The following is a 25,760-nucleotide window of genomic DNA, read 5'->3' as shown; positions in this document are numbered from 1 at the left end:
CGAGCGCCTGGGGTTCATGGGCGCTCGCCTTGGGTGCAGCTCAACCCTGGTAGATGTCCACCCGGTTGCGCCCGCCGTGCTTGGCCGCGTAGAGCGCCTCGTCGGCCTGTTTGGACAGCGTTTTGATGTCCACGCCCGGCTGCAGTTGGGCGACGCCACAGCTGAAGGTGCAGGACAGGTCCGCGGGTTGCGCGGGGAAGTTGATCTCGGAGAAGCGGCGACGGATCTCGTCGAGCACCTTGGCCGCGGCTTCGGCGGTGGTGTCGGGCAGCACCACGGCGAACTCTTCGCCGCCGTAGCGGCCGATATGGTCGGTCTTGCGCAGGCGCTGCTTGAGAAACAGCGCGAGGCTCTTGATCACCCGGTCGCCCATGGGGTGCCCATAGGTGTCGTTGACCTTCTTGAAGTGGTCGATGTCGAGCATGGCGAAGGTCAGCGGCAACTCATCGCGGCGGGCACGGAAGCGCGCGTCATCCAGTAACTGCAGGATATGCGTATGGTTGTACAGCCCGGTCAGGCTGTCGCGCACCATGCGGGCCTTGAGGTTGCGCGCGCGGGCGGCGCGGTTGCGCACCGTGGCGATCAGATGCCGGGGCTTGATCGGTTTGGTCAGGAAGTCGTCGCCGCCCTCGCTCATCGCGTCGAGCTGCTTGTCCAGGTCGTCTTCGGCCGACAGGTAAATGATCGGCACGCTGACATAGCGGTCGTTGTGGCGGATTACCTTGGCCAGTTCAGTGCCGTTGCACTCGGGCATGTACATGTCGAGGATGATCAGGTCGGGCTGGAACTCGGCCAGCTCGGCCATCGCCTGAATCGGTTCGAGGATGATGCTGGTGACGATTCCGGCGCTGTTGAGCACCCGTTCGGTGTGGGTCGCCTGGGCGCGGGAATCGTCGACGATCAGCACCTTGTAAGGTTCGTACTGCGACACATGGGTCATCACCTCGATGCGCTCGAGCAGGCTCGAGGCGTCCAGGGTGCCGGTAAAGAACTCCTGGCCGCCAGCGCGCACCGCCGCCAGGCGGGTTTCGGTGCTGCTTTCCTCATGGCTGAAGAACAGCAGCGGCAGCTTCTGCTCCAGGCCCTGCTGGATTTCCTCGGCCAGTTGCAGGCCCAGGCCCGGGCCGGCGAAATCCACTTCCATCAAAATGGCGGCGGGGTGCCGTTCGACCATGGCGGCGCGGAACCCGTCGGTGCTGTTGAACACCTGGGCGGCCATGCCGAAGAATTCCAGCTGCTGAGCCAGGCGCCCGGCCCGTTCATGGTCCTGCAGGGCCAGGTACACGGGTTTGCGCAGCGGCGGCAGGGAGGTCTGTTCGAACTGGTCACTGTGGCGCAGGCCGGTACGCGACAGGCGCTGCATCAGCTGATTGAGTTCGGTGATCAAGTCGCTGGTCAAGCGTCCGCGGTTGGCCTCGATGGCGACCAGGCACTGACCGATGCTTTCGGCCAGTTGCGCGTGTTCGGCTTGCTCGAACCGTTCGGCATAACGGCGCAAGCGGGTGGATGCCTCGCTCAGTTCGGCGGTATCGGCCGGGTTCCATTCGCGACGTTGCAGGCGCTGCCACACCTCGAGCACTTGGCGAGCCTGATGGATCACCCGTTGGGCAAAATGGTGCTTGAGGCGATCGCGACTGGGGTCTTCTTGCTGGGTCATGGCCCGACTTCGTTGGAGTGCCGCAGTGAGTGGCGTGAATAATGGCGCTATGCTAGCAGTTGCCTCGTAATAAGGCAGTACCGCCGATCCTCTGGCGCCATCCATCCATCCTGACCCTGCTCAGACTAGCCTAGTTCGAACGCCACGGCCGTGACGAGGCAAGCGCTTTGCCCCTAACTCCCGGGCCAGCCGTCGATGGCGGCACGGGCAAGTGTCTGACGCTGCGCATCGTCGATGCCTTGCCTTATAGTGGGGCAAGGGCAACCCTGGGTGCGGGTTGCGGTCGAACCCTGAATTCCGCGAGCAAAAGGAAATGATCATGCTGGACTGGAAGAACCGTAACGGAAACCTGCGCGACCGCGTCGACAATTCAGTGGAGGACGTACGCAGTTACTTCGGCGGTTACTGGCTAAGCCGGATACTGGGGGGCGTGGTACTGGTGTACCTGCTGGTGGCGCTGGTGGTCGGTTGGTACTGGAGCCAGGAGCCGGCGCTGTTCCCGGTGCAGCAGCATGCCCAGGCCGCGGCGGAAAAGGCGCAACGCAAACTGGTCAATGGCTACACCACGGTGGAAACCTTGAAACAGGTGGCCGGCACCCTGCTCAGCAAGCAGGGCGGTTACCTGTCCAACGACCTCACGCCCCCCGGCCTGTGGCTGGACAACATGCCGAGCTGGGAATATGGCGTCCTGGTGCAGGTGCGCGACCTGTCGCGGGCGTTGCGCAAGGATTTCGCCCGCTCCCAGTCGCAATCCACCGAAAACGCCGACCTGGCCAAGGCCGAGCCCCGCTTCAACTTCGACAACAAAAGTTGGGCGTTGCCGGCCAGCGAAGCCGAATACCGCGAAGGCATTCGGTCCCTGGACCGCTACCTGGTGAGCCTGTCCGACCCCGGCCAGCCCAACGCGCAGTTCTATACCCGCGCCGACAACCTCAACAACTGGCTGGGCGATGCCGCCACGCGCCTGGGCTCCCTGTCCCAGCGGCTGTCCGCCAGCGTCGGTCAGGTCCGGTTGAACACCGACCTCAAGGAACAGCCGCTGGCACCCGGCGAAGTGCCGCAGCTCAGTGAGGAAAGCTACGAGACGCCCTGGCTGCAGATCGACAACGTGTTCTACGAGGCCCGTGGCCAGGCTTGGGCACTGTCGCACCTGTTGCGCGCCATCGAAGTGGATTTCGCCGACGTACTGGCGAAAAAGAACGCCACGGTCAGCGTGCGGCAGATCATTCGCGAGCTGGAGGCATCCCAGGAACCACTGTGGAGCCCCATGGTCCTGAACGGCAGCGGTTACGGGATTCTGGCCAACCATTCGCTGGTCATGGCCAATTACATTTCCCGCGCCAATGCCGCCATCATCGACCTGCGCCAATTGCTGAGCCAGGGCTGAGCCATGGCGTTTTCTGCCGCGGAACTGGCCCACCGCGCCGCCTCCGACCGGGAGCAGGTGGTCTGGGTCGACGAGGCCGATCGCCCCCTGGGCGCTTTGCCCCGGGAAGAATTGCGCCGTCGCGGGTTGATCGGGCGGGGCACCTATATCCTGCTGTTCAACTCCGCGGGCCAGCTTTGTGTGCATCGCCGGACATTGAGCAAGGCGCTGTATCCGGGATACTGGGACGTGGCGGCGGGCGGTATGGTCGCCCAGGGTGAGAGTTACGCCGAGTCGGCGCGCCGTGAGCTGCGCGAAGAGCTTGGGGTAAGCGGGGTGGAATTGCGCCAGCACGCGCACTTCTACTTCGAGGACCAGGGCAGCCGGTTATGGTGCACGGCTTTTTCCGCGGTGTGGGACGGGCCGCTGCTGCTGCAGCCGGAAGAGGTGCTGGAAGCCCGGTTTATTGCGCTGGAGGAGGCATTGCGCGAAACCGCGAGCAAACCCTATTGCCCGGATTCACTGGCGGCGCTGCAGCGTTTTCGCCAGGGCACCGGCCCCGCGGCCGCCGGCTGAGCATTTCCTTGATCAAGGCCCTTAGCAGCGGAGGAATTTGCCGTTACACTGCGCGGCTTTTCAAGCCCCGGCCCCCAGCCGGGGTGCGCTGCCCCTGCCAGAGTGGGGCTTCGCGGCTGACCCTGGTCAGCCTGTCGCTTTCAGGTCCATCTTTGCCGCGTGTCGAGCGCGATGGTCCTTCTGACCCCAACGAGGATTACCCGGTGGTCAAGAAAGCTGCTTCCTTCGCCGCCTTAGGCGGTTTGGTCTTTTCCACCGATGGCGGCCGGCATTGTCCGGACTGCAGCCAGCCGCTGGAGGCCTGCCTGTGCAAATCGGCGACGCTCCCGGCCGGTGACGGTATTGCCCGCGTGCGCCGCGAGAGCAAGGGGCGTGGCGGTAAAACCGTGACCACCATCAGTGGCGTGCCCTTGGCCGAAGAACCGCTGAAGAGCCTCGCCAGTGAGTTGAAGAAGCGCTGCGGCTGCGGCGGTGCACTGAAGGACGGGGTGATCGAGATTCAGGGCGATCATGTGCAGCTGTTGCTCGACGAGCTGCTCAAACGCGGTTTCAAAGCGAAAAAATCCGGCGGTTGATCGTCCGGTTCGGGCCCGTGCGCCCTGGGCGTGCGAACCTCCCGGGCCGTCGGCAGGTCAACCCCATTCATCCATTGCTCGCATACTCTGCTTCGCTCGGCCGTTACCCGGCCGGTGCCACTCTTTTCAGGGAGACCCTCGATGTCCGTACGACGCACACGTAAAGATGACGGTAGCCAATGGACAGTCGCGGACAGCCGCAGCGTCTATGGCATCCGCCATTGGGGCGCCGGTTATTTTGCGATCAATGACGCCGGGCGGGTCGAGGTACGGCCCAACGGGGTCGGCAGCGCGCCGATCGACCTGTTTGCCCAGGTCGAACAGCTGCGCCAGAGCGGGCTGTCATTGCCGCTGCTGGTGCGTTTCCCGGATATCCTGCAGGACCGGGTGCGCCAGCTGACCGGCGCCTTCGATGCCAATATCGCCCGCCTGGAGTACCAGAGCGAGTACACCGCACTCTATCCGATCAAGGTCAACCAGCAGGAGGCGGTGGTGGAAAACATCATCGCCACGCAGAACGTCTCGATCGGCCTGGAAGCGGGCTCCAAGCCCGAATTGCTGGCGGTCCTGGCCCTGGCGCCCAAGGGCGGCACCATCGTCTGCAACGGCTACAAGGACCGCGAATTTATCCGCCTGGCACTGATCGGGCAGAAACTCGGGCACAACGTCTTTATCGTGATCGAAAAAGAGTCCGAAGTGCAGCTGGTGATCGAGGAGGCCGCCGAGCTGAAGGTCGCGCCCCAGATTGGCCTGCGCGTGCGGCTGTCGTCCCTGGCGTCGAGCAAATGGGCCGACACCGGTGGCGAAAAATCCAAGTTCGGCCTGTCGGCGGCGCAACTGCTGTCGGTGGTCGAGCGTTTCCGGGCGGCCAAGCTCGACCAGGGCATACGCCTGCTGCATTTTCACATGGGCTCGCAGATCGCCAACCTGGCGGACTACCAGCATGGCTTCAAGGAAGCCATCCGCTACTACGGCGAGCTGCGCGGCCTGGGCCTGCCGGTCGACCATATCGATGTCGGTGGCGGCCTGGGGGTGGACTATGACGGCACCCATTCGCGCAACGCCAGTTCGATCAACTACGACATGGACGACTACGCCGGGGTGGTGGTCGGCATGCTCAAGGAGTTCTGCGACGCCCAGGAGCTGCCGCACCCGCACATCTTCTCGGAAAGTGGCCGCTCGCTGACCGCGCACCACGCCATGCTGGTGGTGCAGGTGACCGATGTGGAGAAGCACAACGACGACGTGCCGCTGATCGAGAACAAGGACAGCCTGCCCGAGACCGTGCAGTGGCTGGTCGATCTGCTGGGTCCGACCGATATCGAGATGGTCACCGAGACCTACTGGCGCGCCACCCACTACATGAGCGACGTGGCCACCCAGTACGCCGACGGCAAGATCAGCCTGACCCAGAAGGCCCTGGCCGAGCAGTGCTACTTCGCCGTCTGCCGGCGCCTGCACAACTCGCTCAAGGCCCGTCAGCGTTCCCACCGCCAGGTGCTGGACGAGCTGAACGACAAGTTGGCCGACAAGTACATCTGTAACTTCTCGGTGTTCCAGAGCCTGCCGGACACTTGGGCCATCGGCCAGGTACTGCCGATCCTGCCGCTGCATCGCCTGGACGAAGAGCCCCTGCGTCGCGCGGTGCTGCAGGACCTGACCTGCGATTCCGACGGCAAGATCAAGCAGTATGTCGACGAGCAGAGCATCGAGACCAGCCTGCCGGTCCATGAGGTGCGCGAGGGCGAGGACTACCTGCTGGGCATCTTCCTGGTGGGCGCCTACCAGGAGATTCTCGGGGACATGCACAACCTGTTCGGCGATACCGACTCGGTGAACATCTACCAGAACCCGGACGGCAGCGTGTACCACGCCGGCATCGAGACCCACGACACCATCGAGGACATGCTGCGCTACGTGCACCTGTCACCGGAGGAGTTGATGACTCACTACCGGGACAAGGTCGCCAGTGCCCGCATCACCCCCGGTGAGCGCACCCAGTACCTGGATGCGCTGCGCCTGGGCTTGACCCGCTCCTCCTACCTGTCGTCCTGAGGCAGGGACCCGAAGCCCGGCTACGGCCGGGCTTTTTCATGCCTTCAAACAGGCCATGCTGCGCTTCAACCCAGGGTGCCGTGACCGCGGGCCATCAGGGTCGCGAGCAGCGGAATGCACAGCAACAGCAGCAGTTCCAGGCGGATCGTCAGCATCACCAGGCCGGCCTGGCGCGGACTCAGGGTTGGCACTTGGCCGGCCTTCAGGTCATTACGCCAGTTGATAAAGGTGAAGGTCGGCAGGGCCGAGATCAGGCCCACCAGGATGAACACGCCTAACTTGGCGTGGAACAGGCCATTGTGCAGGTAATAGTCCAGGCCCTTGCTGAACCACAGCACGCGCGCCGCGCCGGTCGCCAGGACCAGTCCGGCGCTGACGCCATAGGCCAGGTCCACGCGAAACAGGCTGCGGGCCCGGGGCAGGTCCAGCGGCAGGCGGAACAGCTGATGCTCAAGGGTCAGCAAGGCGAACAGCAGGAAAATCGACAGGTAGTGCAGGTAGGCGGCGATGGCGTCTGCCATGGTCGGTCTCGCTCCTGGGGTCGAGGTGAAGGACTCAAGCGGTCCGCTCGGTCCAGCCGTTGCGGCGCGTCAGGGATCCAGCATAGAGCGCCATGATCAGGCCGCGTAATAACATAAAACCCAGAAACGCCAGCCACAGGCCATGATTGCCCCAGCCTTGCAGGGCCAGGCCCAGCGGCAACGCCAAGGCCAGCGCCAGGAGCATGGCGTCGCGCATTTCCCGGGCCCGGGTGGCGCCGATAAACAGGCCGTCGAGCAGGTAACTCCAGACCGCGATCAGCGGCAGCAGCGCCAGGTACGGCAGGTAGTCCTGGGCCACGGCGCGGACGTCGTCGATATCGGTTTGCAGGGCCACGAACCAGCCGCCAGCGCAGGCAAAAAACACCGCGAAGGCGCCACTCGCCAGCAGTGCCCAGCCGCCTGCCACCACCAGGGTGCGGCGCAGCGCCAGGCGATCGCCGGCACCAATGGCGTGCCCGCAGAGGGCCTCCAGCGCATGGGCCAGGCCATCCAAGGCGTAGGCGCACACCAGCAGACCGTTGAGCAGCAGGGCGTTGGCGGCCACGGTGGCGTCCCCCAGGCGAGCGCCCTGGACGGTGACCAGGAAGAACACCAGTTGCAGCGCCAGGCTGCGGATGAAAATGTCGCGGTTGACCGCCAGCAGCGGCCGCCAATGGCGCCACAGGCGCAGGCTCGACCAGTCGATCCGGCCGGGATGACTGCGCAGCGCCCGGCGGGCAAGCGTCAGGCCGAGCAGCGCGCCGCCCCACTCGGCGATCACCGCGGCCCAGGCCGCCCCGGTCACCCCCCAATCCAGCCCGATCACCAGGCCGACCGCCAGGGCGGCGTTGCTCAGGTTGGTAGCCAGCAGGATCATCAGCGGCGCCCGCGCGTTCTGGGTGCCGAGGAACCAGCCGACCAGGGCATAGTTGGCCAGCCCGGCCGGCAGTCCCAGCAGCCGCACCTGGAAAAAGGCCCGGGCCTGCTGGTCGAGCGCCGCGGAGGGTGCCATCAGGTCGAGGGCCGACTGCGCCAGCGGCCAGGCCAATAACCCCAGCAGCAGCGCCAGCCCGAGGCTCAGGGCCAGGCTCTGCAGCAGCACCCGGCGCAATGCCCCCGCATCGCCGCGGCCGGCCGCCTGGGCGGCGAAACCGGTGGTGCCCATGCGCAAAAAGCCCAGGACGCCGCTGAGCAGCACATAGAGGGCGCTGCCCACCGCCACCGCGCCGAGCTGGTGGGCGAATGGCAGGTGGCCGGCCACGGCACTGTCGACCAGGGCCACCAGGGGCACCGACAGGTTGCTCAGGATCATCGGCGCCGCCAGCGCCCAAACCCGGCGGTGGGTGGGCGGGTGGCACCAGGCGTGACGTAGAAGGTGCATGGCAGGCTCCGGACAGACGCCGCAGTATATCGGCCCGCACAGGGTTGTTGCGCCGCTGATCAACAGGTGGTTTGGCCGCCGCCAGCGCGACGCTCCGAGCCTGTGCGCAGGTCGTGGCTTCGGTGTTATTCAGCTCGTCGCTGTGCTGGCGCTCGGCTATAGTGCGGCCTTCGCCACCGCCCTCTCCCGGGAGCCCGCAATGCCCAAGCTCGGATTGTTTCTGGCACTCACTCTGAGCTTGCTCAGCGCCTGTGATTCCTCCACCTCCGAGCACGCCGCCAGCAGCGCCCCGCCCGCCCAGAGCGCCACGGCCGAGCCGGTGGCTGCGCCCGCGACCTCCGAGCCCACAGCCCCCAAGGCCGAGCACGACCTGGTGGCGCTGGCCAAGCGATACGCCGGCCGCGAGCTGACCCTGGTCGATGCCTCCGAAGTGCAACTGGACGGGGCCAGCGTATTGTCGGTGACCTTTTCCGTGCCCCTGGATCCCGAGCAGAAATTCGCCGAGCGCCTGCACTTGGTGGATCGCGTGGACGGCAAGGTCGATGGCGCCTGGGAGCTGTCTGACAACCTGATGGAACTGCGCATGCGCCATCTGGAGCCCCAGCGTAAATTGGTGCTGACCGTCGATGCCGGCTTGCGTGGCGTGAACGGCAGCAGCCTGGCCAAGGAACAGGTCAGCCGCTTGGTCACGCGCGATCTGCAGGCCAGCGTTGGTTTTGCCAGCCGCGGTTCGTTGTTGCCCACGCGCCTGGCTGAGGGGCTGCCGGTGATCGCCTTGAACGTCGACACGGTCAATGTCGAGTTCTTCCGGATCAAGGACCAGTCGGTGCCGGCCTTCCTCGCCAAATGGGGCCGCAGCAGCAGCATGGAGTACTGGGCCGCCCAGGAATTGCTGCCGATGGCGGAACTGGTTTACGGCGGGCGCTTTGACCTGAAGCCGGCCCGCAACACCCGTGAAACCCTGCTGCTGCCCATCAGCGGGCTCGAGCCGTTCAAGACCCCAGGGGTCTACCTGGCGGTGATGCGCGCGGCGGGCAACTACAACTATTCGCAACCGGCGACCCTGTTCACCCTCAGCGATATCGGGTTGTCGGCGCACCGCTACCAAAACCGCCTGGATGTGTTCACCCAGGCCCTGGACGGCGGCAAGGCGCTGGACAAGGTGGCCCTGGAGCTGCTTGACGCCAGCGGTCGGGTACTGGCCAGCGCGGCCACCGATGCGGCCGGGCACGCCGAGATGCCACTGGCCCCCAAGGCGGATGTGCTGCTGGCCCGTCAGGGCGACCAGGTTAGCCTGTTGCGCCTGGCCAGCAGTGCCCTGGACCTGGCCGAATTCAAGATCGATGGCCCCAAGGCGCACCCCCTGCAGTTTTTCGTGTTCGGCCCGCGCGACCTGTATCGCCCCGGCGAGACCGTGCTGCTCAATGGCCTGTTGCGCGACGCCGACGGCGTGGCGGTCAAGGCCCAGCCGGTGAATGTCGAGGTGCGTCGACCCGATGAGCAGGTCAGCCGCAAGTTTGTCTGGGAGGCTGGCGCCACCGGACTCTATCAATACGAGCTGCAACTGGCCGCTGAAGCCCCCACCGGGCGTTGGCAACTGCTGTTCGACTTGGGCGACGGCAAACCCCAGCTGTACGAGTTTCTGGTGGAGGACTTCCTGCCGGAACGCCTGGCGCTGGAACTCAAGGGCAGCGACACGCCGTTCACCCCCTCGGACAATGCTGAATTCAATGTCAGCGGGCGCTACCTGTATGGCGCGCCTGCCGCCGGCAATCGCCTGACCGGGCAGGTGTATGTGCGGCCGCTGCGCGAGGCGGTGGCGGCGTTGCCCGGCTACCAGTTCGGTTCGGTGACCGAGGAAGAACTGACCCAGGACCTGGAACTGGATGAGGTTACGCTGGACGCCGAAGGCAAGACCCTGCTCAAGGTCGAAACCCGCTGGGCCGATGCCAAGTCGCCGCTCAAGCTGATCCTGCAGGCCAGCCTGCAGGAGTCCGGCGGCCGTCCGATCACCCGGCGGCTGGTGCAGCCGGTCTGGCCGGCCAAGCAGCTGCCGGGTATCCGCGCGTTGTTCGAGGGCGAGGAAATCGATGCCGACGGCCTGGCCGAGTTCGAGCTACTGATGGCCGATGCCGCCGGCAACAAACTGGCCGCCGAGAACCTCAAGGTGCGCCTGGTGCGCGAGCGCCGCGACTATTACTGGAATTTCGCCGAGAGCGAGGGCTGGAGCTACCACTTCAACGAAAAATTCCTCAACCTCAGCGAGGAAACCCTGAACCTGCAAGCGGGCGCGACGGCCAAGGTCAGCTTCCCGGTGGAGTGGGGCCCCTACCGGGTCGAGGTGGAAGACCCGAGCACCGGCCTGGTCAGCAGCGTACGCTTCTGGGCCGGCTACCGTTGGCAGGACAACGCCGACGGCGGGGCCGTGCGGCCCGACCAGGTCAAACTGGCGCTGGACCAACCGGCCTACGCGGCGGGCGACACCGCCACGGTCACCGTGACGCCGCCGTCGGCGGGCACCGGCTACCTGTTGGTCGAGTCCAGCGATGGGCCGCTCTGGTGGCAGGAAATCGAGGTTCCGGCCGAAGGCAAGGCCTTTTCCATCCCCCTGGCCAAGGACTGGGCGCGACATGACCTGTATGTCAGCGCGCTGATCGTGCGGCCCGGCGAGCGCAAGGCGGCGATCACCCCGAAACGCGCGGTGGGCTTGTTGCACCTGCCGCTGGAGCGGGCGCCGCGCAAACTGGCGCTGAGCCTGCAGGCCCCGGAAAAAATGCGTCCCGGGCAACCGCTGCAGGTCAAGGTCAAGGCGCTCAACGCCGACGGCAGTGTGCCCAAGCAGGTGCAGGTGCTGCTGGCCGCCGTGGACGTCGGCATTCTCAATATCACCGAATACCCGACGCCCGATCCGTTCGCCGCGCTCTTTGGGCGCAAGGCCTACGGCGTCGATCAACTGGACGTCTACGGGCAGCTGATCGAAGCGGGCCAGGGCCGTTTGGCCAGCCTGGCCTACGGCGGTGACGCGGGCCTGGCCGGCGGCGGCAAGCGGCCGGACACCAGCGTGCTGATCGTCGCCCTGCAAAGCCAGCCGATCAGCCTGGATGCCCAAGGCGAAGGGGTGGTCAGCCTGGACATTCCGGACTTCAACGGCGAGTTGCGCCTGATGGCCCAGGCCTGGAGCGACGAGCGTTATGGCATGGCCGAAGCCAAGACCGTGGTCGCCGCGCCCCTGGTCGCCGAGTTGTCGGCCCCGCGCTTTATGGCCGGCGGCGACGAGACCAGTTTGGCGCTGGACCTGAGCAACCTGACCGAGCAGACGCAAAAACTGGACGTGCAGATCAGCACCGAAGGCCAACTGAGCCTGATCCAAAGCCCGGGCGCCCAGGTGGCGCCCTTGCAACTGGCCAAGGGCGAACGCACCACGCTGCGTATTCCGGTGCGGGCCTTGGGCGGTTATGGCCAGGGTCGACTGAACGTCAAGGTGCAAGGCCTCGACCTGCCCGGTGAGACCCTGCCGCCCTTTAGCCGGAGTTGGAGCCTGGGTATTCGGCCGGCTTACCCGGCCCAGGTCAAACAGTTCCGCACCCTACTCAAGGACGAACCCTGGAGCCTGCCCGCAGGGACCCTCGAGGCCTTCGAACCGGCCGGGCTCCAGAGCCGCCTGGCCCTGTCCAGTCGACCGCCCTTGAACCTCGGCGAGCAGATTCGTGCTCTAAAAGCCTATCCCTACGGCTGCCTGGAGCAGACCACCAGTGGCCTGTATCCCTCGCTCTATGCCGATGCCGCCAGCCTCAAGCGGCTGGGCCTGGTCGGCGAGCCCGAAGAGCAGCGCCGGCGTTCCATCGAGCTGGGTATCGAGCGGTTGCTGGGTATGCAGCGGGAAAACGGCAGCTTTGGCCTGTGGGGGGCGGACAGCGAGGAGGAGTATTGGCTGAGCGCCTATGTCACCGACTTCCTGCTGCGGGCCCGTGAGCAAGGCTTCGCCGTGCCGCCCCAGGCGCTGGAGAATGCCAGCGCCCGGCTGCTGCGCTACCTGCAGGAAAGCAGCCTGATCGAGGTCAACTACAGCGAGAACGCCGAACATACCCGCTTCGCCGTGCAGGCCTACGCCGGCTACGTGTTGGCTCGCAGCCAACAGGCGCCGCTGGGGGCGCTGCGCGAACTCTATGAACGGCGCGCGTTGTCCTTGTCCGGTTTGCCGCTGGTGCAACTGGCGGTGGCACTGCAAAAAATGGGCGACCAGCCGCGGGCCGACGAGGCCCTGAGCATCGGTTTGGGCCGTGCGCGCCAGGCCGAGGATTGGCTGGCCGACTATGGCAGCCCGTTACGCGACCAAGCGCTGATCCTGGCGCTGCTCGAGGAGCACGACCTGGCCAAGGGCGCGCGTGAGGAAAGGCTGTTCAAACTGTCGGACGAATTGGCCGTCAGCCCTTACCTGTCGACCCAGGAGCGCAACGCCCTGTACCTGGCCGGTCGCGGCCTGCTCGGCCGACCGGAAGGCGATTGGACGGCGCAGCTGACCACCCCGGGTCTGGACCAGGTGCTCAGCGATGAGCAGTCGGAGCTGAAGCTCGAAGGCGCGGCCTTGGCCGCTCCGCTGACGCTGCGCAACACCAGCAACACGCCGCTCTACCAGCAATTGACCCTGTCCGGTTATCCCGCGACGGCGCCCCAGGCCAGTGCGGAAAACCTCAGCATCCGCCGCGAGTACCTGGGCCTGGACGGCAAGCCGCTCGACCTGCAGCAATTGGTCAGCGGTGAGCTGGTGCTGGTGCACTTGGCACTGGCGGCCAAGCAGCGGGTCCCGGATGCCCTGGTGGTGGACCTGCTGCCGGCCGGCCTGGAACTGGAAAACCAGAACCTGGCGCAGAGCGCTGCCAGCCTGGAGGATGCCAGTGCCCAGGTGAAAGAGTGGCGCCAGTCCCTGGAGAACGCCGGCCTGAAACACCAGGAGTTCCGTGATGACCGCTATGTGGCGGCGGTGGACGTCAACGGATATGACACGGTTCATCTGCTCTACCTGGCCCGGGCGGTGACACCGGGCACCTACCGGGTACCGCCACCCCAGGTCGAGTCCATGTACCGGCCCGCCTGGCACGCCCTGGGCGAGACTCCGGCGCGCCTGGTGATTCGCGGCCAGGACGCCCCCTGACCTGAGCGCCCGGCCCGGGGACGCCCTGGGCCGCGTGCGCCAGACGATAGGTCGCAATCGCTGCGTCATCCCGGCGGCTGAACCGCTACGCTAGCTAAGAGGGCACGCGGTCCTGTTGGCCAGGTAGCCGTGCCGCGCCCGGCAGGCGTGGCGTTTTCGGAGAGTCGTGGAATGGGGTGCTATCGCTGGGGCGGCCTGCTGGCCTGTCTGCTGTTCAGTTCGCTGGTCTACAGCGAAACCTGGCATGTGGCGACCGAGGAAGGCTATCAACCCTACAACTACACCGACCCGCTCAATGGCGGACCCACGGGGCTGGATGTCGAATTGGTGACGGCCATCCTGGACGACGTGCAGGTGGCTTACGACTTCAAGATGCTGCCGTGGGAGCGGGTCAAGCGCCTGCTCAGCAATGGCCAGGTGGACCTGGCGTTTCAGTTTCTCGACACCCCCGAGCGACGCGCCCAGTACCTGCTGGTTGGCCCGTTTCGCGAAGGACGGTCGGTGTTCGCCTGCCGTCGCGGCTGCGCCATCGCCTTCAGCCAGCTGAGCGACCTGCGTCCTTACAGCATTGCCACGGTGGCGGGTTATGCCTACGGCAGCCGCTTCGACGACGCCGGCCTAAAGGTCGATAGCAGTGCCACGCGCTCGGACATGCTGCCGCGCATGCTGGTGGCCAAGCGTGTGGACTTGATCGTGGGCGACCAACTGCTGCTGCAGACCATCGCCGCGCAACAGGGGGTGCTGGAGCAACTGGAGTTCCTGCCCACGCCGCTGTCGGTCGAACCGCGCTACGTCGGTTTTCGCCAAGGCGGCGAACGCATGGCCAAGCGTTTCCAGCGCAGCCTGGACAAACTCAAGGCCAATGGCACTCTGGAGGCGATCATCCAACGTTGGACAGACCCGGCGCTGTTCAAGGAAGTTCGTAGAAATGCGAGCCCTTGATCGCCGGCTGCAGGCGGGTGAATGCGTCGGGAAAACCTTTGGGCACCAGGGCGCATTCGTCACGGCACTGTTGCTCATCGATTAGCACTGTGGAGGAGGCGTACCTGGGTTGCCACTGGGTGTTTTTGTTTGCGCCGACGGCGCCTTCGCGGTCCCAGATCTTGTAGGCGGTCGCGGCAGAAACCGGGTGGCACAGCCTTAATGCGGCCAGTTTTTCAATTTCCCCAATGCCAATATAAAAGCCGATCAGATTCGACACCAGGTCCTCCTGGCTGTAACCGCTGTTGGTCACCAGGCTCAGAGCGCTCTGAAAACTCTCGAAACGGTGGGACACTTCCATGAAGATCGCCAGGGCGATTTGCCGCTTCTGGTCGTCCCGCAGGCCGTGCTTGACAATGTAGCGGCCCTCGCACCCGGGTTTGCCCGGATAGCCGGCGTGGTCCTGCCTGAAAACCACTTGGAAACCGGTTTTGCCGTCGGGGAACTTGTACGCGGGGTCGCTGCTGCAACGCTCGGGTTTGCCGAGGTGATGAGCCAGCGTCTGCAGCCCGCTTGCCATGAAGGGTGCAGGGCCGCAGGCTGCATCGACAATCGCCGGTCCTTCATGGGTCAACTGCTTCCAGAGATTTTCCGCCCCTATTTCGATGCGCGGGTTGGAGGGGTTGAGATGTCCGAGGTCAATCCAGCCGGCGCGACAGGTGTAGATCAGCCCGTATTTTTTCTGCAGGTTGGCATCGTCGCGTCCATCCACTATGTCCTCTCTCTTACTCATCGCCATATCCTATGAACGTGGTTTCAATCCGTATTTTTTCGCCAGGTTTTTTTCGGCTTAACGACACCGACACTTCATGCAGTGAATCTGTTTTATTGAGGCACTGGATAACCTGCTCCAGCGCCGGGGCGCAGGTAAAGCCCAGCGCCTGGATTCGGTCCAGCAGATCGTCCTGCTCGAGTTCACTGTGATAAGTCATCGCCACCAGCGAGCGCTGCGCCCCATCTGCCACGCGCAATAGATAGAGCGGCGGGGCGATTGGCGCCCAGACCGGGAACGCCTTTATCGCGGAGTGAACCTTGAGGCGGTAAGCGAGGGAGTCTGCGGTGAACTGGCTGGGCTGCCAGAAATAGAATTTGGCGGAAGCGAACACCAACACCACGAGGAGGACGAGCAACGCAATGGCGGTAAAGATGAGCTTGTGCATCGTTAGACCTGGGCAGTCGATGAAGGGGGCAAGGGCTCAAAGCGCTGCATCCTAATCGATCATTCGGCCTGCCGTCTGTGAGCGGGTTGGGGCGTTTTTAACACGGCCTTCGCCAACGCCAGGCGCTGGGCGCAGCCCTTAATTGATTAGCCAGCTCAGCAGCCACAGGCCGAGCAGGGCCCAAATCGTGCCCATCACAAAGGACCGTTTGATAAAGGCGCGGACGGCGGCGGCCAGCAACAGCAGGCCGATCACCAGGGCCACCAGGCTCAATACCGAAGTTTGCAGACCCAGGGCGCTGGACAGGCCATGGAGGAAACTGCTGCCGGCGTTGGCAAACAGGTCGAAGAGCCAGCCGAGCCCCTCGACGATAAAACGGATCACGGCGCCCAGTGCCTGGCCGAGCCATTCGAAGAAACCGCCTGTCTGCATGGAAGGGTCCTGAGGAAAAAGGGGGGAGCTGGCGGTACCAGTCCGCAGCTTGGGCTGCATGATGGCAGCCGAGTTCCTTTTTTACACCTGGCGTTTGCGCGAGGCCTGCAGGTAGGCGAATACCGCGCGGCGGACCCGTTGCTCGAGGTCCACGGCATCCCGTTCTGCGCGTTCACCGGCACCGTCGATCAGGCCCTTGATCAGCCCCAGCAGATCGTGGGCGAGCGTTGGCAGCGGTATCAGCATCGCGCCCAGGGACAAGTCGGGGCGTTCCAGCAGGGCCAGCAATTGCCCCTGGATCCGCTCGGCGACCCGGGCGTTGCGCGCGTCCAGGGGCAGACGGGCCTCGGCGAAGTCGAGCAGCCGGGACAGGGCCGGCCGGCGCATCTGGTGCGCCACCGCCGCGGCGATCACCCGCTCGAAGCCGTCGGCGGCGCTGGCGGCCTGGTTCGCGGCGGCGATCTCGCGCAGCAGCGTGCTCGTCTCCCGCTCGACCAGCGCCACGGTCAGGGCATCCTTGCCAGGAAAGTACTGATACAGCGAGCCGATGCTGACGCCCGCGCGCTCGGCGATGGCGTTGGTGGTGTAACCGGCGAAGCCCTGGGTTTCCAGAATGCGAGCCGCGGCTTCGAGCAGGGTGTTGACCGTGTCGGTCGAACGGGCCTGGGCCGGCGATTTGCGCGGGTCCAGCGAGCGGCGGGAGGGGCGTGTGGCCATGGGCGTATGCGAGTGGTCGAATGTGAGTAAAGACTCATATTCTAGCCGGGCTGTTATCCCTTTTGAACCTGGAGATACAACCATGAACACCTCTGAAACCCCTGACACTTTGGACCTTGGCGGCGCGGCGGCACCGGTCGTGATAAGCGTCTTTATGCTGGTCAAGACCACGCCGGAGTGGCTGGGTTTTAGCATCGATGAGCGTTTTCGCTTGCTGGGCGAGCACTTCGAGCCCGTGCTGACCCGCTACAAGGGCCGGGTCACGCTGCGTTTCTTCGACATCGAGTTCTACAGCGCGCGGGTCACCGACCTGTGGATGTGGGAGGCCACCGATCACCATGCGTATGAACTATTGGTCGAGGACCTGCGGGAAACACCGTTCTGGGACCGCTACTTCCAGATCCTGGAAATTCTCCCCGGCGTGGAAAACGCCTATGCCAAAAACTACGACCGTGCCGCGTTGGCAGCCTAGGGCAGTTTCAGGCCCCCGTTATACCCGCGCTGCGCGTGGGTTACGCGGCGCCCTTACCCGATCGGGGGCCGGTCGATTTAATGCCTGCGCCGCTAACCCAGCCTACGAAGCTGTTCAGCCGGGGCTGCAGGCGCGTCGCATATCGTCACACCGTCATACCCGCGCAGGCGGGTATCCGGGCACGTCATCGCATTTGGGTTTCCGCTTTCGCACCAGCACAGGTGCATTCCCTGACCCAGGATCGGCCGGACAACCGGCGCTTCTTCTGGGCAAAAAACGTTTTGCAGCCCAAGGCCCAGGCGGGCATTTCCTGAAAACGCACCATAACGTTGGGGCAGTGCTCGGTGCGGCCACTGCGGGCTGCCCTTTTGCTCGCGCTCCCTTATGCTGTGCGCCGTATCCCGCCGGACAGCCGCCTTTGCCTTCTGTGTTTACCTGCCTTCGCCCCATGCCGCGCGCACTGCTGGCCAGATTCAGACCCTGGCGGCGCTGGATCGCCGTGCCCGCTCTGCTGGTAGTGCTGCTGGCGGTGGCCGACCGGCTGTTCCCGCTGCCGCTGCCGGGGGACGATCTGGCGCGCGTCGTGCTCGCCGAGGACGGCACACCCCTCTGGCGCTTTGCCGATGGCGACGGCGTCTGGCGCTATCCGATCCGCCCCGACCAGGTATCGCCCTATTACCTGGAGGCCCTGCTGACCTACGAGGATCGCTGGTTCTATCGCCATCCCGGGGTCAATCCGCTGGCACTGGGACGCGCGGCCTGGCAGAACCTCACCGGCGGGCGCGTGCTGTCGGGTGGCAGCACGCTGTCGATGCAGGTGGCGCGCTTGCTCGAGCCGCACCCTCGCACGCTGCTGGGCAAGCTGCGCCAGTTGTGGCGCACCGCGCAGCTGGAATGGCACCTGTCCAAGGAGGAGATCCTCACCCTGTACCTCAACCGGGCGCCCTTCGGTGGCACGCTGCAAGGCGTGGCGGCGGCCAGCTGGGCCTACCTGGGCAAGCCGCCGAGTCAGCTGACCCGCGCCGAAGCCGCGCTGCTGGCGGTGTTGCCCCAGGCGCCCAGTCGCTTGCGCCCGGATCGCCATCCGCAGCGGGCGCAAGTGGCCCGCGACAAGGTGCTGCGCCGGGTCGCCGAATTCGCCGTGTGGCCGCGCCTGGCGGTGGACGAGGCGCTGCAGGAACCGGTACTCCTGGCCCCGCGCCGCGAGCCCCGTCTGGCGCCGCTGCTGGCGCGACGGCTGAACCGTCCCGGCAGTCCGCCCCTGATCCGCACCACCCTGGATGCGGCTTTGCAACGGCGGCTGGAAGAGCTGCTGCTGGGCTGGCGGGCGCGCCTGCCGGACTATACCTCGGCCGCCATCCTGGTGGTCGACCACCAGACCATGGCGGTGCGCGCCTATCTGGGCTCGGTCGACCTGGCTGATCGCCAACGCTTTGGCCATGTCGACATGATCAGTGCGCAGCGCTCGCCCGGCTCGACGCTCAAACCTTTTTTGTATGGCATGGCCCTGGATGCAGGGCTGATCCATTCGGAAAGCCTGCTGCAGGACGTGCCGCGGCGTTACGGCGATTACCGCCCCGGCAATTTCTCCGCGGGCTTCAGCGGCGCGGTGTCGGCCAGCCAGGCGCTGGCCACCTCGCTCAACCTGCCGGCGGTGCAACTGCTGGAGGCCTACGGACCCAAGCGGTTTGCCGGTGAATTACGCGGCGCCGGCGTGCCCCTGGCGCTGCCTCCGTTGGCAACGCCCAACCTGGCGTTGATTCTGGGCGGTGCCGGCAGCCGGCTGGACGAACTGGTGACCGGCTACAGCGCCCTGGCCCGTGGTGGCAAGACCGCCTTGCTGCGCTTTCAGCCTGACGACCCGCTGCGAGAGCGCGAGCTGCTGTCGCCGGGCGCCGCCTGGATAGTCCGCCGCATCCTCAGTGGCCAGGCCCGTCCGGACCGTGATCCGCGAGCGCAGTTGGTGCAACGGCCCAGCCTGGCCTGGAAGACCGGCACCAGTTATGGCTTTCGCGATGCCTGGGCGATCGGGGTCGGGCCGCGCTACCTGATCGGGATCTGGATCGGTCGACCGGACGGTACACCGGTCTCGGGGCAATTCGGCCTGGCCTCGGCGGCGCCCCTGCTGCTGCAGGTGCACGACCTGCTGGTCAACCGTGACCAGCAACGCGGCCTGCCGCCGCCCGCCGAGCCGGTGCCGCCGAGCATCGGGGTCGCGGCGATCTGCTGGCCCTTGGGTCAGCCGCTGCCGCCCGGCGACGACAATTGCCGACGCCAACGCTTCGCCTGGACACTGGAGGGCACCACGCCGCCTACCCTGCAGGGCCTCGATCAGCCCATGGGGTTGGGACTGCTGCAATCGGTCTGGGTCAATGCCGAGGGGCGCAGGGTGGCCGCGACTTGTCCCGGCGCCCGTGAACGACGCGTCGCGTTATGGCCAGCACCGCTGGAGCCCTGGCTGGCCCGCCGCGAGCGGCGCGGCGAACGCCTGGGGGCGGTCGATCCGCGTTGCCCGCCGGCATTGCCGCCGCCGGCCGCCGGCTTGTCGATCGTCGGGGTCAACGAAGGCGACAGCCTGCGCCGGGTCGGCGGCGCGCCGGTGCGGCTGCAGCTGTCGGTGTTGGGTGGCACGGGGAGGCACTGGTGGTTCCTCGACGGCGCGCCGTTGGCCAGCAGCCGCGGCGAGGAGACGATCAACCCGCTGTTCGAGCGCAGCGGCCGCTATCAGCTCAGCGTGCTGGATGAAGGGGGCCAGACCGCCCAGCTGGAGTTCAGCCTGAGCGATTAATGTTCGAGGCGGCCCGCATCAGGACGACCGTCGGTCGATGGCGCGCAATCGCCCTGCGGGACCATCGGCTAAGGTCGATAAACCGGATAAGGCTTTTGGTGCATTTATTGTGCACAATGCTGTATCCAGTTTATGGTCTCGATGAAGGGTGAACCCATGCGCTTTTGGCAACGCAGTATTCGCTGGCAGTTGATTCTCAGCATGGGGGCGGCATTGCTGAGCAGTATCTTGATCGTGGCCGGTCTCTATAGCCTGGTGGTCAATCGCCTGGCCGAGCGTTACCTGATCGAGCAGGCGTTGCCGGCAAGCATCCTGGCCATCCGCAATGATCTCGAGCGGGTGCTGGCCGAGCCGCTGACGGCGGCCCGCGGCATCGCCGAGAATAGCCTGGTCAGCGACTGGCTGAGCAGTGGCGAGGAGCCGGCGCGGCAAGAGGCCTTCGGCCGCTACCTGGCGGGCGTGCAGGTCCAGCAAAAGGCGCTGACCACCTTTATCGTGGCGCTGGACAGCGGCCATTACCTGACGGGGAAGGGACTGGATCGCCGCCTCAGTCGCGGACCGGCGGAGAACAACTGGTTTTATGGGTTTATCGACAGTGGCAAGACGCGCTCGCTGGACATCGATATCGACCAGACCACGCGCGAGCCGACCCTGTTTATCAACCAGCGGATCAGCGTCGCGGGCAAGACCCTCGGCGTGGCAGGCCTGGGGTTTAGCCTGGGGGCGATGTCCGACATGGTGCGTGACTTTCAGTTCGGCGAGGCGGGACGGGTCTACCTGGTCAGCGCCGAGGGCAAGGTCAAGGTGCATCCGCAGTCGGAGTTCAACGACAGGCGCGAACTCAGCCAGCTGGTCGGCGCCGAGGCGGCGCGCGGGCTGCTGGGCAAGTCCAGTCGCGCAGTGTCTTTTCAGCGCGACGGCGAAGCGTTCCTGGCCATTGCGTTGCCCCTGCAGGCCCTCGATTGGGTGCTGGTCAGCGAGGTGCCCGAGGCTGAAATCTATGCCGAGGCGCGCCAGGCGTTGTGGATCAGCAGCCTGATCGGCGTGGCGGTGGCGCTGCTGTTCCTGGGGCTGCTGGTCTGGCTGGCCGCGGGTTTGGTGCGACCGATCCGCCAGGTCACCCAGGCCCTGATGGAAATCGGCGGTGGTGGCGGCGACCTGACGCGGCGACTGGATGAGAGTCGGGCCGATGAACTGGGCGATCTGGCCCGAGGCTTCAATAGCTTTGTCGGTAGCCAGCGCGAACTGATCGGCGCGGTGCTGGCCACCAGCGAGCGCTTGCGCGGCGCGGTGGGCCAGGTGGCCCAGGTGGTGGAAAACACCGTGGGGCGTTCCGGCCAGCAGCAGGAGATGACCGACCGGGTGGCCACCGCGGTGCATGAAATGGGCCTGACCGTGCAGGAAATCGCGCGCAACGCCAGCCACGCCGCGGAGGCCTCCCAGAGTGCCCGCGACGAGGCCCTGCAGGCACGCCAGGTGGTGGGCAATTCCATCGTGCATATCGAGAAGATGTCCGGCGAGATCGGTCAGACCGCGGGCGCGGTGGCGGAACTGGCCAGGGAGGTGGCGTCCATCGACCAGGTCCTGGCGGTGATTCGCGGGATCTCCGAGCAGACCAACCTGCTGGCGTTGAATGCCGCCATCGAAGCGGCCCGGGCCGGCGAAACGGGGCGCGGTTTCGCCGTGGTGGCCGACGAGGTGCGCACGTTGGCCAGCCGTACCCAGGCCTCCACTGGCGAGATCCAGCAGATGATCCAGCGCCTGAAGAACGGGGCGCAAACGGCCGTCGATTCCATGCGGGCCGGCCAGGCCGCCACCGGTACTGGCGTCGAGGCGAGCCAACGTACCGGCCAGTCGTTGGGCGAAATCACCGCCCAGGTGGAGCGCATCAGCGACATGAACACCCAGGTCGCGGCCGCCACCGAGCAACAGTCCACGGTTACCGAGGAGATCAACCGCAACGTGCAGGGGATCGCCGACCTCGCCCATGCGACCGCCAGCGAGGTGCGGCTGTGCCGCGAGGATTGCCAGACGCTGCGGCACCTCGCCGATGACCTGGCGACCCAGGTGGGCCGCTTCCGGCTCTAGTGGCCTGTTTGCCTAGTTCGATTAGTCAATTTCGGCGCCTGACGTCCTGATATGGCGTTGCTGCTCCTCGCCATAGCCGGCTATGACTCGTCCCAGCGCCTTGTCTCAGAACCCCAGGCATCCGAACTTAAGTTAACCAACTAACCAAACAGGCCACTAGCGTCGTCGCCGGCGCGTTTCAGCTGTCGAGGGACCGCGCCGCACGCAGCAGCGCCTTGCCCAGCTCCTGGGAGGAAAACTTGGTCAGCACGTCGTCGGCACCCGCCAGGCGCGCCTGGTCGGTATTCATGGTGCTGTCCAGGGAGGTGTGCAGCAACACGTAAAGCCCTTTCAGGCTGGGGCTGTTGCGTACGGCGCGGGTCAACTCGTAACCGTCCATCTCCGGCATCTCGATGTCCGACACCAGGATTTCGATGGCCTGCGGCGTGCCCGCGCGGCGCAGCAGCTCGTCGAGGGCCTCCTTGCCGTTGCGCAGCGGCTGACAATCCAGGCCAAGGGCGCGCAGGGCGTTCAAGGTCTGGTGCAGGGCGACCGTGGAGTCATCCACCAGCAGCGCGCGGCGGCCCTGGAGCAGCTCGCCCTCCTGGGCGTCCAGCGGTGGCGCCGCCGCCGCCGAAGGCGGCTCAAGCTCGTGCAGAATGCGTTCGATATCGAGAATCTGCACCAGGGCCCCGGCGATTTCCGTGACCCCGGTGATATAGGCACGTGGACCGCTGCCGGCGGGCGGCGGGCGTACTTCACGTGGATCGCAATAAACGATTTTCTCCACGCTCTGCACATGCAGACCCTGTTTGGAACGACTCAGCTCGGTGATGATCAGGCAGCCCGACCGCAGGTCCTGGGGAACCCGGTCGCCAATCGCGCGGCTCAGGTCGATCACCACCAGCGAGGTACCGCGTGACTGCGCCACGCCACTGACGTTGCGGTGGGCCCCGGGCAGCTGGGTGAGCGTGGGGCAGGGAATGATTTCCTGCACCTTGAGCAGATTGATGCCCAGCAGCCGTCCGCTGCTGAGGCGAAACAACAGGAGCTGCAGGGACTGGCTGCCACTGTGATGGGCTGACATGCGAACCTCTAGGCAACGGAACGGATAACCGCAGCGCCGGCGTCGGTGCCGGTCTCGCTCCACTCAGTTTAAAGGGTTCGCCGCCGTTTGCCTTGTCGACCTGTCATTGAGTCAATCGAGTACGGCCAGTACCAGGCGATCGCGACCTTCGAGCTTGGCGCGGTACAGCGCTTCGTCGACCCGCTTGAAAAACTGTTCTGCACTGGCGTCGCGTCCCGGCTCGAAACAGCCGATGCCCAGGCTGGCGGTCAGCGGCAGGCGCTGGCCCTGCACTTGGAAACCATTATGGGCCAGGTCCTGGCGGAACCGTTCGGCCAACTGCCAGGCTTGCTCCAGGCTGGTGTCGGGCATCAGCACGCCGAATTCCTCGCCACCCAGGCGCAGCAGGGCGTCGCTGTCGCGGCGGAATACCTCGCGCATGCGCTCGGCAAAGGCGAACAGGCAGGCATCGCCCGTGCCATGGCCATGTTCATCATTGACCCGTTTGAAAAAGTCGATGTCCAGCAACACCAGCGCCAGCGTTCCGCCCTGGCGCTGGCAGTTGGCGACCATGGCGGGAAACAGGTTGTTGAACAGGTAGCGGTTGCCCAGCTGCGTCAGGCTGTCGGTGCGGCTGAGGTGCTCCAGCACGGTCCGTTGTTGCATCAACTCGAGCTCCAGCAGCAGGGTGGCCCGGTACTCGCGGTGGCTGCGATTGAGGGCCAGCAGCAGGTAGCTGAGGTAACAGGTCAGGGTGATCAAGGCGGCGCGCTGGCTCTCGCCTGCGCTGGCCAGGGCCATCAGGCCGGGCAGGTACAGCAGCAGAATGGCCAGCACCGCGCGGCCCTTGCGCATGGAAAAGTTAAAGGTCATGGCGGTGCTGAATGCCACGGTGGCCAGTGTGGCAATGGCCCGTGAGGAGGCAAACGCCGGGCTCAACTGCACCCAGGCGTGCACCGAGCCCCAGGCCAGCGCCGTCAGCAGGATCAGCGTCCAGTGGCGATCGAGCCAGCGTTGCAGCAGCGTCGCATCCTCCTCCAGGGGCAATCGGTGCAGCAGGCGCAGCGCGAAGAGCAGGGCGAACAACAGGCTGCCGGCCAGGCCCAGCACCCCTTGATCCGCCGGGGCGACGCCGAACAGCCACGTCAGCAGCCAGGCCAGCAGGTAATAGATGCCGCCCAGGCGGGTCCGCGAACGGGTGTCCTGGGCTTCACGCCAGAGGCTGAAAACCTCGGTTTGTTGGGGCAGCTGGACAGTGGCCATGGGGTGCGCGTACCGATCGACGAAGCTGAGCATAAACACGCTTTTACGATGATGGCAATTTGGCTTTTTGCCGGGGGGAGTGGCCGCAGGTAAAACTGACATGTCGATCGCGCAGTTTGGGCTGACTCCCTGGCTGTGAAGGTTCCTATCGATGAGCTATGCACTCAGGCGCCGGGCATGGCGATCGGCACCCACTCGCCTGCTGCAGATCGGCCTGTTCCTGCTACTGGCACTGTTGGTGCAGCAGGTACTGGCCCTGCAATTGCACCGCCATCTGTCGCTGTGGCTGGCCAATGCCCAGCGCGACAGCAGCCCTGCCGGTGTTGGACTGGCCGGCTTGCGCGTCCGCCAGCAGGCGTTGCCGCTTGCCGGTATCGACGGCAATCTCTCCGGTGTGGTCTACGACCCGCAACGGGATCAGCTCTGGTCGGTGGTCAACAGCCCACCGCAGCTGCAGTTGCTGAGCACCAGCGGCGCGGTGCTGGAGCGCTATGGGCTCAATGGCTTTCAGGACGTCGAAGACCTGACCTTGCTGGGCGACGACCTGTTGCTGCTGGTCGAGGAACGCAGCCACGCGTTGGTGGTGGTGCCGTTGCCCACCCGCTCCGGTCCGCTTGAACGTGCCGACTACCGCGCCTTTACCCTGGGGTTGGGTGCGGGTGGCAACAACGGTTTCGAAGGCGTGGCCTATGACCGCGAGGGTGACCGGCTGTACGTGGTCAAGGAGCGCTCGCCGCTGGCGCTCTATGAAATCCAGGGCCTGCGCCGCAGCGTGCACGGCGCCTTCGATCTGGCGGTGCTCGACCGCTCCGCCTGGGTTCTTGACCAGGCCCTGGTGACCGACCTGTCCGCGGTGCATTTCGATGCCGCCAGCGGCCATCTGTTGTTGCTCAGCGACGAGTCCAGGCTGCTGGTGGAGTTGAGCGACCAGGGTGAGCTGATCGCCACCCGCTCCCTGTTGCGTGGTTTCGCCGGGCTTGGGCGCAGTGTGCCGCAGGCCGAGGGGCTGACCCTGGACGGCCATGGCAACCTGTACCTGGTCAGCGAGCCGAACCTGTTCTACCGCTTCAGCCGCGGCGAATACACCAGACCCCGGCGAAGATCAACAGCAGCCCGGCGATCTTGCCGGGGCTGACCAGGGCCTGCCGAAAGCCCGCCCAGCCGAAGTGGTCCAGGCCCAGCGCCATCACCAGCTGACCGGCCAGCACCAGCGTCATAAACAGCAGGGCGCCGATGCGCGGGCCGGCGAAGGCGGCGCAGGTGATGAAAAATGCCCCGAGCAGGCCGCCGCTCCAGTGCCACCAGGTCAGGCCCTTGAGGGTCGCCATTCCCGGGGTTTCCCGCTGCAGCAGCACGATCAGCAGCAGCGCCAGCGTACCCACGGCGAAGGAGATCAGCGCTGCGGCGAAGGTACTGCTCAACTGCCGCGCGAGCTGACCATTGATGCCGGCCTGCAACGGCAGGCAGGCTCCGGCGATAAAGGGCAGGGCGAGTAACCACCAGGCAGGGGCGGGCATGCGTGTCTCCGACA

The 25,760-nt window shown here is 65.7% G+C and carries 20 protein-coding genes and 1 pseudogene; 11 read left to right on the top strand and 10 right to left on the bottom strand.

Annotation, left to right across the window (positions count from 1 at the left end; translation table 11 throughout):
* Positions 1–40: 40 nt before the first annotated feature.
* The gene (locus ABWY06_RS21720) at positions 41–1,657 is read right to left on the bottom strand and encodes a diguanylate cyclase (RefSeq protein WP_353927661.1); all 1,617 of its coding nucleotides are present in this window, start codon (positions 1,655–1,657) and stop codon (positions 41–43) included.
* Positions 1,658–1,976: 319 nt separating this feature from the next.
* Between ABWY06_RS21720 and ABWY06_RS21715 the strand changes: the two genes are divergently transcribed.
* From ABWY06_RS21715 to speA, 4 genes are all read left to right on the top strand, one after another.
* Positions 1,977–3,044, top strand: a complete 1,068-nt coding sequence (locus ABWY06_RS21715; protein ID WP_353927660.1) for a DUF2333 family protein — start codon at positions 1,977–1,979, stop codon at positions 3,042–3,044.
* 3 nt (positions 3,045–3,047) lie between these two features.
* Positions 3,048–3,599, top strand: a complete 552-nt coding sequence (locus ABWY06_RS21710; protein ID WP_353927659.1) for an NUDIX hydrolase — start codon at positions 3,048–3,050, stop codon at positions 3,597–3,599.
* A 203-nt stretch (positions 3,600–3,802) separates the two neighbouring features.
* The gene (locus ABWY06_RS21705) at positions 3,803–4,174 is read left to right on the top strand and encodes a translation initiation factor Sui1 (RefSeq protein ID WP_353927658.1); all 372 of its coding nucleotides are present in this window, start codon (positions 3,803–3,805) and stop codon (positions 4,172–4,174) included.
* Between the two features lie 141 nt (positions 4,175–4,315).
* Entirely contained in the window at positions 4,316–6,229 is a 1,914-nt protein-coding gene (gene speA, locus ABWY06_RS21700) for an arginine decarboxylase (protein ID WP_353927657.1), read from the top strand.
* Positions 6,230–6,294: 65 nt separating this feature from the next.
* On the opposite strand, the gene ABWY06_RS21695 is transcribed toward speA, so the two are convergent.
* Complete coding sequence (locus ABWY06_RS21695; RefSeq protein WP_353927656.1) at positions 6,295–6,750, bottom strand: DUF2214 family protein; 456 nt, start codon at positions 6,748–6,750, stop codon at positions 6,295–6,297.
* 34 nt (positions 6,751–6,784) lie between these two features.
* A complete protein-coding gene (locus ABWY06_RS21690; RefSeq protein ID WP_353927655.1) occupies positions 6,785–8,131 on the bottom strand; it encodes an MATE family efflux transporter in 1,347 nt (448 codons plus the stop codon).
* Between the two features lie 199 nt (positions 8,132–8,330).
* On the opposite strand from ABWY06_RS21690, the gene ABWY06_RS21685 reads away from it, so the two are divergent.
* Together ABWY06_RS21685 and ABWY06_RS21680 are read left to right on the top strand one after the other, a co-directional pair.
* A complete protein-coding gene (locus ABWY06_RS21685) occupies positions 8,331–13,283 on the top strand; it encodes an alpha-2-macroglobulin family protein (RefSeq protein WP_353927654.1) in 4,953 nt (1,650 codons plus the stop codon).
* A gap of 171 nt (positions 13,284–13,454) precedes the next feature.
* Entirely contained in the window at positions 13,455–14,225 is a 771-nt protein-coding gene (locus tag ABWY06_RS21680) for a substrate-binding periplasmic protein (protein WP_353927653.1), read from the top strand.
* Here the strand turns inward: ABWY06_RS21680 and ABWY06_RS21675 are convergent.
* The 4 genes from ABWY06_RS21675 to ABWY06_RS21660 form a co-directional block, all read right to left on the bottom strand.
* Positions 14,194–14,976 carry a hypothetical protein gene (locus ABWY06_RS21675; RefSeq protein WP_353927652.1) on the bottom strand — a complete coding sequence of 261 codons (783 nt, stop codon included), beginning with the start codon at positions 14,974–14,976 and terminating at the stop codon, positions 14,194–14,196. The two genes, ABWY06_RS21680 and ABWY06_RS21675, sit on opposite strands and share 32 nt — an antisense overlap.
* Positions 14,977–14,989: 13 nt before the next feature.
* The gene (locus tag ABWY06_RS21670) at positions 14,990–15,424 is read right to left on the bottom strand and encodes a hypothetical protein (RefSeq protein WP_353927651.1); all 435 of its coding nucleotides are present in this window, start codon (positions 15,422–15,424) and stop codon (positions 14,990–14,992) included.
* A gap of 138 nt (positions 15,425–15,562) precedes the next feature.
* Positions 15,563–15,856, bottom strand: coding sequence for a hypothetical protein (locus ABWY06_RS21665; RefSeq protein ID WP_353927650.1), 294 nt, complete (start codon positions 15,854–15,856; stop codon positions 15,563–15,565).
* An 81-nt stretch (positions 15,857–15,937) separates the two neighbouring features.
* Entirely contained in the window at positions 15,938–16,573 is a 636-nt protein-coding gene (locus ABWY06_RS21660; protein WP_353927649.1) for a TetR/AcrR family transcriptional regulator, read from the bottom strand.
* Between the two features lie 82 nt (positions 16,574–16,655).
* On the opposite strand from ABWY06_RS21660, the gene ABWY06_RS21655 reads away from it, so the two are divergent.
* The 4 genes and pseudogenes from ABWY06_RS21655 (at position 16,656) to ABWY06_RS25995 (ending at position 21,921) form a co-directional block, all read left to right on the top strand.
* Positions 16,656–17,045 carry a darcynin family protein gene (locus ABWY06_RS21655; protein WP_353927648.1) on the top strand — a complete coding sequence of 130 codons (390 nt, stop codon included), beginning with the start codon at positions 16,656–16,658 and terminating at the stop codon, positions 17,043–17,045.
* Between the two features lie 448 nt (positions 17,046–17,493).
* On the top strand, positions 17,494–19,833 hold the full coding sequence (gene pbpC, locus ABWY06_RS21650) for a peptidoglycan glycosyltransferase PbpC (protein ID WP_353927647.1): 2,340 nt from the start codon (positions 17,494–17,496) through the stop codon (positions 19,831–19,833).
* Between the two features lie 132 nt (positions 19,834–19,965).
* Positions 19,966–21,057, top strand: a pseudogene (locus ABWY06_RS26000) (HAMP domain-containing protein); the annotation flags it as partial.
* 126 nt (positions 21,058–21,183) lie between these two features.
* Complete coding sequence (locus tag ABWY06_RS25995; protein ID WP_502948237.1) at positions 21,184–21,921, top strand: methyl-accepting chemotaxis protein; 738 nt, start codon at positions 21,184–21,186, stop codon at positions 21,919–21,921.
* A 178-nt stretch (positions 21,922–22,099) separates the two neighbouring features.
* Here the strand turns inward: ABWY06_RS25995 and ABWY06_RS21640 are convergent, their stop codons facing one another.
* On the bottom strand, positions 22,100–22,987 hold the full coding sequence (locus tag ABWY06_RS21640) for a chemotaxis protein (protein WP_353927645.1): 888 nt from the start codon (positions 22,985–22,987) through the stop codon (positions 22,100–22,102).
* A 111-nt stretch (positions 22,988–23,098) separates the two neighbouring features.
* The gene (locus ABWY06_RS21635; RefSeq protein WP_353927644.1) at positions 23,099–24,262 is read right to left on the bottom strand and encodes a GGDEF domain-containing protein; all 1,164 of its coding nucleotides are present in this window, start codon (positions 24,260–24,262) and stop codon (positions 23,099–23,101) included.
* A gap of 118 nt (positions 24,263–24,380) precedes the next feature.
* On the opposite strand from ABWY06_RS21635, the gene ABWY06_RS21630 reads away from it, so the two are divergent.
* Positions 24,381–25,364: an SdiA-regulated domain-containing protein gene (locus ABWY06_RS21630; RefSeq protein WP_353927643.1), complete on the top strand. Its 984-nt coding sequence runs from the start codon at positions 24,381–24,383 to the stop codon at positions 25,362–25,364.
* On the opposite strand, the gene ABWY06_RS21625 is transcribed toward ABWY06_RS21630, so the two are convergent.
* Positions 25,297–25,746, bottom strand: coding sequence for a DMT family transporter (locus ABWY06_RS21625; RefSeq protein WP_353927642.1), 450 nt, complete (start codon positions 25,744–25,746; stop codon positions 25,297–25,299). The two genes, ABWY06_RS21630 and ABWY06_RS21625, sit on opposite strands and share 68 nt — an antisense overlap.
* Between the last annotated feature and the right edge of the window lie 14 nt (positions 25,747–25,760).

The organism is Pseudomonas sp., from assembly GCF_040514055.1.
Taxonomy (GTDB): Bacteria; Pseudomonadota; Gammaproteobacteria; order Pseudomonadales; family Pseudomonadaceae; genus Aquipseudomonas.
The sequence above is the reverse complement of the archived record's forward strand: the minus strand, read 5'-3'. Positions and strand labels throughout refer to the sequence as shown.